This is a genomic window from Prevotella ihumii, from assembly GCF_900155655.1.
In the GTDB taxonomy this organism is placed as follows: domain Bacteria; phylum Bacteroidota; class Bacteroidia; order Bacteroidales; family Bacteroidaceae; genus Prevotella; species Prevotella ihumii.
This window is the reverse complement of record NZ_LT706987.1, coordinates 2,210,210-2,219,331: the sequence shown is the minus strand read 5'-3', so window position 1 is coordinate 2,219,331 and position 9,122 is coordinate 2,210,210. Positions and strand designations below refer to the sequence as shown.

Genomic DNA, 9,122 nt, shown 5'->3' with positions numbered 1-9,122 from the left:
CAACATCAAACAGAGAGTTCTTTGAGACTTTGCAGAATAAAGAAAGGGAAAGAAACTCGCTCGTTTCTTAGTCGTTCACCTTATCAGATTATATATTCTGCTTTTTATTAGTAATCAGTCGATTACATTCACCCCCATTACTTTTATGCGGAGATTTGCGATTTTCGTACAGCCAAGGACATCGGTATAGACCGTCCAGAGAAGAACGAGATACTACACAACATACCGCCCACGCCCGAGCAGGAGGTTTTTATCGGTAAGCTGATGGAGTTTGCCAAGAGTGGTGATGCCACGCTTTTGGGACGTGCGCCACTAAGTGAGAGCGAGGAAAGGGCAAAAATGCTCATTGCAACAGACTATGCCCGCAAAAGATTCAAGAATTTTGTATCTTTCAGATAATCAACAAACTAAGAACGAATAAAGGATAAATGGGTTACGACTTGGAAACGAGCGAGTTTCTTTCCATTTCTTTATCCTGCAATGCCTCAAGGAACACATCAATTCGATAATGCAAAGATAATATATTCTGATGAAAACAGTGGGGTTTTATGGAAATAAATCGTAGATACACCTTAAATTAGTCACATCTAATTCTAATGGAAGTAATTTGTTCAAGTTTTAGTGCTGTTATTATGCTATCAAAAAGGCTCATAATTAATCATTTTGATGTGTAAAATGAGAAAAGAGTTCTGTCGGTGATGGTACAAAAGGTAAAGATACAAAAAGAGAATGCGTCAAAACTAAAATAGGGGCTGCCCGGTAATACTAATTGTAACTGTTAAATATAAAAGAGCCATATCAAACGCTGCATTCAAGTGCTGATATGGCTCCTTCCTCTTTTCATTGTCTTTAAGAGAGGTTTAGTTTTAGATTGTAAGACTGTGACAGTAATATCTTAGTTTTGACACATCTTCGATATTATGAAAAGTATTCATTAAATCAGGCACTCTTTTATAATCTCATCACTTATTCCTTTTTCCTTAAGACGTTTGGCAATCACTCTCTTATAATTGACCTGTTCGTGAAAATGGAAAATCATTTTACCAAATGTATCCAAGGCTTTTTCGATGCGTTGCTGCCCTTCAGCCGTGTTCAAGTCAATGTCTGAGAATTTGGAACGTTCTCTGTGAAGGTTAAGGTAATAAATGCCACCGATTATCAGGGATGATATGGCGGATATATCAATACCAGTGTCCTTGAATTTCTCTTCATAGATATTGACAAGAGGTAAAGTGTGCATTTCTCTGAGCATGGCCGTACGGACTGTGGTCTCATTTCCTTCAGCAATCTCCCAGCGTAACAGTTCCAACATCACTGATTTATCTTGAAGTGCTTTCTGTACATCCTTGAAAATACTGATATAGCCCAATTCTGAATCTGTAGGAAATTGAACACCAGTGAGCACATCCTTAAACCAATAGTCATACCTCTTAACGAATTCATCATAAAATTTGCTAAGATTGTCATATCTGTTATAGAACACAAGCGGCTCTATTCTGGCTTTCTTGATAAGCTCTGTCACCAGCATTGATGCAAAGCCTTTTTTCTTAATCAGACTTTCTGCTGCCTTGATAATGTCTGCCTGTATATCGACGTTTGTCCTTCTGTATCTTTTGGGTTTATTTTCTTCTTCTGCCATCTAAAAAGGAATTGATTTTCTGATTTCCAAAAGAGCAGTCACTAATTGCTCTAACTGTTCTATCTCGTGAGAAGCCAATACACTAACTCTAAGCCGTGCTTCTTTGGTTCTTACCGCAGGATATGTGATACCGCTTACAAAGATACATCTTTTTTGTAATTCACGTGCTATTTCATATACTTTTCTATTGTCTCTTACCATAATAGGAAATATGGCTGATACCGAGCAGCCTATATCAAAGCCTTCCTCTGTTAGTCGTTTGCGCAGATAATTGACATTAGCCCACAACTTCTTGCGAATCTCTGGTTGTGTCTGTATGAGTTCCAGTGCCTTCAGTGAAGATGCTGCAACCTGTGGAGTCATTGCTGCGGAAAAGACATTACTGTCAGCATAATATCTCAGATACTGAATCAGTTTTTCTGACGCGGCAACGAAACCGCCGACACAACCGAAAGATTTACTGAAAGTACCTGTAATAATATCAACCTGCCCTAGACAATTATAATATTCGGCAGTTCCCCTGCCGCTTTCTCCCATAACACCAATGCCGTGAGCATCATCCATCATAAGAAGACAATTGTGTTTCTTGCAGACTGCAATATACTCTGGAAGTTTTGATAAATCTCCATTTTGGGAATAGACCCCATCAATGATGACCAATCGAGTCTGATATTTTCCCGTTTCCCGTTCAAGGATCATGTCAAGATAGTCAATGTCGTTGTGTCCTATATGCTTTACATTGGTTCCTATTAAACCACTTGTGGCACTGGTATGGATATACGAATCAATGTAGGCTATGTCATTTTTTCCCAATATAGCACGAAGCAGACCTGCGTTGGCACCAAAACCTGATGAAAATAGAATGGCATCTCCTTGTCCTACAAACTTTGCAATGCCTTGTTCCAACTGCTGATGGATGTCTAAATAGCCTCCTATGGCTTGAGCGGCACTTGCCCCTGTACCGTATTTCAGGACGGCATTTATACCAGCCTCCTTGGTCTCAGTCCTTTGCGACATACCAAGGTAATCATTAGAAATGTATGCGGAAACCTCACCGTCATAGCCCTCGATCTGCATCTTGGCTCCAACTCCTGTTCTTGCCATGACCCAATAGCTCTTGCAGCCGAACTGATCCATCTGGTCTATATAACTTTGGAAGTTTTGGCTACGTTCAATGACATTCTCGTTAGGAGAAATTTCAAAATCTTTTAATGAAATTAATTTTGTATCCATATAGACAATAAATAATGTGTAAATAGTAAACGATACTACAAATATACCGCAAATACTCATAAAATACAATTTTTTTTTAAAAAAAATACTGATTTTTCTTGTTATAAACAATATAAATATGTATATTTGCAAAATATAATTAGAATAAAAAATGAATTGATCAAATGGTTCTATTGTATAGAAAAAAATAAAAACTTGTTGTTTCGGTTAACAGACTCGGTGAATCAATGAGAATGTATAATATTCGAGTCTATCTAAAAATTAATAGTATGGAAGTATTCAAAAAACAATCCGAAAACTTATGTTTGCAACCCGAAGATTTGCGTGCAATTCGTGGTGGAAGTGCAGAAAATTTAACAAGTAATAACCATGAAAGTGAAGCAAGTTTTCCATGCACAGTAAGAGAGACAGATGGTTCAACACGCACAAAGCAAGTTTCTTCCGTTCAAGAATGCTTAGAGTTTGCAGGAATGTGTTAATGACAAGGTAACGAAAACTGGTCAGTACTAAATTATTGACCAGTTTTCGTGTTTTTCTCAATTTATACATTTTATGAAAAAAATATTTATTGTCCTTTTGTTATTTTTTTTTTCACTTGAATTTGTCAAAGGTCAGACCTCTAAACTTGGATATGAGGTCTCGGACTCTGCAGGTGTCCTTGAACTTGTAAAATGGGAAAGAAAAGATAGTATTGTGGATTTAACTAAAGAAGAAAATTTAAAACAGGTTAAGGCTATAGGAAATTGCTGTTTTGTTTTTAACGATTACATTAAAACGGTCATACTTCCCGAAGGGGTGGAAATAATCAATGGAAGAGCTTTTGATACTTGTAAAAATCTACATCATATATATCTGCCAAATTCTCTGAGAATTATTGGACAAAATTCTTTTAATATGTGCGAAAATTTACGTTTAGACTCACTGCCCCCAAATCTTAAAAGGATAGAATATGGGGCATTTTGGGATTGTTGTAGGATTACAATTTCAAAAATACCAAATACTGTTACTTATATAGGGGGTAAGGCATTCACATTGTGTGAAAGCATACAGGAATTGGTATTGCCCGATTCTATCATAGAAATAAAAGAACGCACTTTTGCAGGTTGTAAAGGATTGAAAAAAATAAAACTTCCCAATTCTCTGCAAACTATAGAGAAATATGCTTTTGCACGTTGTTTAAGTTTGGATGAAATTTCCTTACCTGCATCTATTCAAAAGATAGGGATACAAGCTTTTATTGGTTGCACTTCATTAAGATTAGTTATCCTACCCCCAAAGGTGGAAGTAGAAAATAATGCCTTTGACTTGTGCAAGAATCTTGTAATAAAAGAAATTCAAAAGTGACATTAATAGCTTATATTCTTAGACTACTGAAAGTACCCTTTACAAATAAGAATTTGAGAGGGATTTTTTGGACTCACCCTGATAGGGATAATCTATTAGGGTATGCAAGGATATTATCTTATTATGGGATTAAAATAAATGCAAAAAAAATCGATAGTTTAGATTCTATAGACAAACAAGAACTTCCATACCTTTCATATTTAACTGACTATAAGTTCATTTTAATTGAAAATTTTACATACTCAGATGTATTAATTCATGATGGTTTTAGTAAAAAGAGGCTATCGCGAACAAAGTTTATAAATCAATGGAACGGAGTTGTATTACAACTAAAAAAAACAGAAACAGCAATTGAGCCTTTTTATCAAAAAAACAGGAAACGTGCATTTGAAAAAGTCGTACTTTTTTTTGTTTTCTTTGTTTTAATTTTAATTTTAGTAGCAGCGCAACATTCGGTTATCTTTTCAATAAAAACGTTAATAAATATTGGAGTAAATATCATAGCATGCCATGCGTCTATTACACTCTTCAATAAGTCTTTTATTCCATTTGAGAAACCTAATATCTGTTCTATCTTAAATATATTTCAATGTAACTTACCGAAAAAGAATATATTTAAGATAGACTTATCAGATATAGGAATCTCATATTTTGGAACAGCTATAGCAGTATCACTGCTCTTTCCTACTTTATATCCAGAACTTTCTGTATATTATATTTTTGCAATACCATTTAGTTTATGGAGCATTTTTTATCAGTGGATATGGATAAAAAAAATATGCCCTTATTGTACAATTATTCAAATATTAGTTTTATTTCTTGCTCTTTATAATTTAGAGTTTGCTTTTGGAGGATGTATAGGAATCATAGATGTTATAGCGATAGTGGTTATTTTTATGTTTTTATTGCTTCTAATAGAAACATTATATAGACCATATTATGAAAATATTATTGCCCTCTTTGAGAACACATATAATTTAAATGTCTGTAAAACAAAATTAATAAAGCAAAAGTTAAATGATAAGCGACAAGGTCCTATCTATGACGAAGCTCCTCATGATATTGAACTTGGAATGGAATGTGCCAGTAACAACTTAACCATAGTTATCAATCTACATTGTCACTCTTGTGGAGTTGAATTCATTAAATCTTATAATTTATTAAAACTTAGCCAAACTGTTAAAACGAAATTTGTGGTAGCTTGCTGGTCAAAAGAGCAAAAATATGATTTCAGTATTTTATTATCACTTCAGACTCCTACCCTTCCTATTGATAAACTTATTTTTGATTGGTTTTATTTTGGAAGAGAAAAGTTTATAAAACATTATTGCAAAAAAAATAGGAGCAAAGATAGCACAAAAAATTATATAATATTATCACATTATAAATGGTTTAAAAATAATCATATAGGAGAAACTCCTACATATATCCTAAATGGAGAAAAAATTCCATCAGGAATAACGATATTAGATATTATTAATGCATGTTAGTTATGAAACAGAATTATTTAGTCCTCTTTTTACTCATTCCTTTACAAGTTTTCGCTCAGAAAACAAATAATAATTATGAATGTATTTACGAATACACTGTAAAAACAGCGAATGCCGAAACAGAAACTTTTACAACGATATTGCAGTTTGATGCTATTCACGCTAAGTTTGTCGACTATGCTACTTTTCAGTTAGACTCTTTGATGCAGACAGGACAAGCAACCGAAGAGCAGGTAAAGAAAGCAGAAGAGCGCGTGGTGAAAACAGCCTACTACTTTGACCAAACTACCTTTGTAAATGTAGCAGACAAATCAATCTCCGTGTATAGTGTTATCCCTCCAAGTCTTTATTTTTATCAAGAGGGGGTGAACGGTATTTCATGGCAACTTACCGAAGAGATCGATACTATATGCGGCTATCTATGTAATAAAGCGGTAGGAGAGTATGGCGGACGTACTTGGAATGTCTGGTTCTCATCAGAAATTCCATCCCAATTCGGACCTTGGAAGTTTGGTGGATTGCCTGGACTGATAATGTATGCTTATGATACCGAGAAAATCCACCGCTTTAAAGCTATTACGTTTAGACAAGGTACTACGCCAATCACTGCGCCTAAAATATCTAATAGCATTACTACCAGCCGTGAAAAATTTATCAAGGCAAAAAATCACTTTGAAGAAAACCCGATAGCCAACATCCCTACTGAGAGCATTACGGATATGAGAGTGGAAAAAGGCGACGGTGGAAGCAACTCTGTTTTTATCAATGGGGTACAAGTACGCCTACGGACAAATGGCTATGTGCCTTTAGAGATTAAATAATGATGAAAAGATTACTCCTTTATATTCTCTGTCTTTTCGTTTGGATGCAAGCACAAGCTCAAAAAAACTATACGTTGACTGGAATTGTGTCGGACTCTAATGGTATGCCAATAAGCAATGCCAATGTGCAGATTTTAGAAAATAACAAGCCCATTGCCTATACCTTTACCAATGAGAAGGGTGGCTATGCTTTAAGCTACAATAGTTCTAAAACGCAGATGCTACTTTCTATCGGACACATATCGTTTGAGAAAACCAAGATAGTAATAGATAGCAAAGAAACAAAAAAGAACATTACTTTACTTGAAAAAAAGACGCAGTTAAGGGAAGTTGTTGTAAAGGCTCCACAAATAATTCAGCGCGGCGATACACTTTCCTATCGGTTGAGTTCTTTCGCAGGGAAGGGCGATTACATGCTTAGAGATGCAATGAAGCGATTGCCTGGTATAGAAGTAACTAGTTCGGGAAGTATAAAATATTTAGGAAAGGATATTTCCAATTTTTACATTGAGGGAATGGATCTTCTTGGTGGACAATATAATGTAGCCACAAACAATATCCCAGCAGACTACGTTACATCTGTGCAGGTGTTGAATAATCATAAAGACGCCAAAATGGACAAAGACGTGCTATCTGATGATGTGGCAATAAATATAAAACTTTCAAAGCACGCCAAGTTTAAACCAGTCGGGACATATGAAGCCATTGGAGGTTTAGGCAGTAATGGAGGACTTTACCAAACTAATGGAGCTGGTATGCTCTTCAAATCGCGTATGCAACTTTTGGGAACATTTAAGATAGGGAACATAAGGGAGTTTGCTACCGATGAAAATATCAATCACTTTCTAAACGACCAGTTAGAATCTTTCGGTGTAAAACTATTGGGCAACTTATCTTCTTCTAGTGCACCACTCAAAAGAGAAAGGTATATCCATCCCAAAGATTATTCCGTTAGTTTCAATCTACTCAACAAACTGTCGGAAAACAAGTCGTTAAGAACAAATGTAGGCTATGCTTATTCCCAATGTAACTATGCTTACAATCATAAGATGTTTTTTGGTAATGGTTTGGACGAATTAGTGCAAGATTATCAATACCAGCCTGCCTTCACACTTCACAAGCCTACCCTGACTATCGAATACAAGGACAATAGCGATAAACGATATATCACCAATCGGTTTTCATCAGTGACTTCGTTCGTAAAATCGGAATTGCCAACAGTTGAAAACAATAGCAATTCGGTCTTTCAAAATGAGAAATATCACGATTTAGGGTTTTCCAACAACCTTTCCATACGTTGGAAAACAAATAAGTTTCGCTGGAGTCTTTCTTCTCTTCTCAATTATATTACTATGCCTAATGGCACTATTCACGTTTCAGACGTAGGAGTAGCCTCTTTTCAGCAAAGTGCAGACAGCAAACAGTTTACGAATCAGGAAACTATTTCTGCCACTTATGAAAGAAGAGCCTCACGATTTTATTTTCCTCTTTCATTCCAATATCGTAGCGATAGGGTTAATTCAGCTTTGATAACTGATGACTATTCAGGCTTTAACCTCGTGAAGGGAAATGAATTAGATTTTTCATTCTCTCCACAATATGAATATACCCACCCACAACGGAAATATAATTTCAAAGCAAGCGTATCATTGGCTACAACAAGAATCGATTTTGAAAACGAGGGAACAACTCCATTAAAGAAGCAGAAATGGAGCTTTGTAATTAATCCTTCATTTTATTTTCTATACAATGTTACATCAAGAGCTACGATAAGGCTTCAAGGGGCTTTTGCAAACAAGATAGGTGATTTGGCTGATTTTATAACAGCACCGATACAAACCAGTCTGAACTATCAAAGTTACAGTTTAGGGATCTTGAGTGAGAATAGGAGTGTTACGCTCAATGCTATTTACGATTTAAAATATCCAATAGAAATGTTTTTTCTTAATTTTGGTATAGGCTACACACATCAGCATAACAATTTATTGTCGGCGCAGAATGTGTCGCAAACATTGATTAAGGAATGTCCGGTACTAAGTCCTAACGGCACTGACAATATTAATACCTATTTCAATATTACAAAACAGGTAAAAGCTATCAACACCAAGTTTTCGCTGTACGGAATTTATATGCACAGCAAGAGCTTGATGATGCAAAACAGTATGATTTACAGCTATTCGTGGAACAGTCTAAATGTTGCTCCATCTGTTTCATTCAAACCTGTTTCTTTTATGGAGTTATATTATACTTATAGCTTTTCAAAGAACTTTACAAAGGTACAAAACGTGTCAAAATCTTTCTTATCGCAAACACATGATATCAACTTGGTATTACAGCCTGTAAAAAATCTGCAATTCAAGGCAATGGCAGATATTTCAACAAAGGAAATGTATCAAGATCTTACCAAGACTATGGCTATCTTCGATGCAGGGGTCAGTTACAGACACAAAGCATTTCGTTTCAGTATTGATATGAGAAATATTTTCAATCAACAGTATTATAGTTACACCATTTTTAACATGGTGAATACCTACGCTTACAGTTATCACATGAGAGGAAGGGAGTTGCTTTTTACTATTTCATTAACAAAATAAG

General features: G+C 35.4%; 7 protein-coding genes and 1 pseudogene. 6 read left to right on the top strand and 2 right to left on the bottom strand.

The features are described from left to right. Positions 1–141: 141 nt before the first annotated feature. Positions 142–399, top strand: a pseudogene (locus CZ367_RS16660) (helicase); the annotation flags it as partial. A 535-nt stretch (positions 400–934) separates the two neighbouring features. Here CZ367_RS16660 and CZ367_RS09895 read toward each other — a convergent pair. Both CZ367_RS09895 and CZ367_RS09890 read right to left on the bottom strand, forming a co-directional pair. Then, positions 935–1,639, bottom strand: a complete 705-nt coding sequence (locus CZ367_RS09895) for a TetR/AcrR family transcriptional regulator (protein WP_018028761.1) — start codon at positions 1,637–1,639, stop codon at positions 935–937. Further along, positions 1,640–2,872 (bottom strand): aminotransferase class I/II-fold pyridoxal phosphate-dependent enzyme, encoded by a 1,233-nt coding sequence (locus CZ367_RS09890; RefSeq protein ID WP_077197422.1) that lies wholly within the window; start codon positions 2,870–2,872, stop codon positions 1,640–1,642. Positions 2,873–3,141: 269 nt separating this feature from the next. Between CZ367_RS09890 and CZ367_RS09885 the strand changes: the two genes are divergently transcribed. The 5 genes from CZ367_RS09885 to CZ367_RS09865 all read left to right on the top strand — a co-directional run bounded on the left by CZ367_RS09885 (position 3,142) and on the right by CZ367_RS09865 (position 9,121). Further along, positions 3,142–3,351 (top strand): hypothetical protein, encoded by a 210-nt coding sequence (locus CZ367_RS09885; protein WP_025064831.1) that lies wholly within the window; start codon positions 3,142–3,144, stop codon positions 3,349–3,351. Between the two features lie 73 nt (positions 3,352–3,424). Further along, positions 3,425–4,216 carry a leucine-rich repeat domain-containing protein gene (locus CZ367_RS09880; RefSeq protein WP_077196730.1) on the top strand — a complete coding sequence of 264 codons (792 nt, stop codon included), beginning with the start codon at positions 3,425–3,427 and terminating at the stop codon, positions 4,214–4,216. Then, positions 4,213–5,706, top strand: coding sequence for a cysteine peptidase family C39 domain-containing protein (locus CZ367_RS09875; RefSeq protein ID WP_161942333.1), 1,494 nt, complete (start codon positions 4,213–4,215; stop codon positions 5,704–5,706). Before CZ367_RS09880 ends, CZ367_RS09875 begins: the two co-directional genes overlap by 4 nt. Before the next feature lie 2 nt (positions 5,707–5,708). Beyond that, complete coding sequence (locus CZ367_RS09870) at positions 5,709–6,527, top strand: GLPGLI family protein (protein WP_077196728.1); 819 nt, start codon at positions 5,709–5,711, stop codon at positions 6,525–6,527. Further along, positions 6,527–9,121, top strand: coding sequence for a carboxypeptidase-like regulatory domain-containing protein (locus CZ367_RS09865; protein ID WP_077196727.1), 2,595 nt, complete (start codon positions 6,527–6,529; stop codon positions 9,119–9,121). The genes CZ367_RS09870 and CZ367_RS09865 overlap by 1 nt, the downstream gene beginning before the upstream one ends. Position 9,122 lies beyond the last annotated feature (1 nt).

Coding starts and splice junctions, on each gene's coding strand:
- CZ367_RS09895 (WP_018028761.1), bottom strand. CDS start 1,639: ATGGCAGAAGAAGAAAATAAACCCAAAAGATACAGAAGGACAAACGTC.
- CZ367_RS09890 (WP_077197422.1), bottom strand. CDS start 2,872: ATGGATACAAAATTAATTTCATTAAAAGATTTTGAAATTTCTCCTAAC.
- CZ367_RS09885 (WP_025064831.1), top strand. CDS start 3,142: ATGGAAGTATTCAAAAAACAATCCGAAAACTTATGTTTGCAACCCGAA.
- CZ367_RS09880 (WP_077196730.1), top strand. CDS start 3,425: ATGAAAAAAATATTTATTGTCCTTTTGTTATTTTTTTTTTCACTTGAA.
- CZ367_RS09870 (WP_077196728.1), top strand. CDS start 5,709: ATGAAACAGAATTATTTAGTCCTCTTTTTACTCATTCCTTTACAAGTT.
- CZ367_RS09865 (WP_077196727.1), top strand. CDS start 6,527: ATGATGAAAAGATTACTCCTTTATATTCTCTGTCTTTTCGTTTGGATG.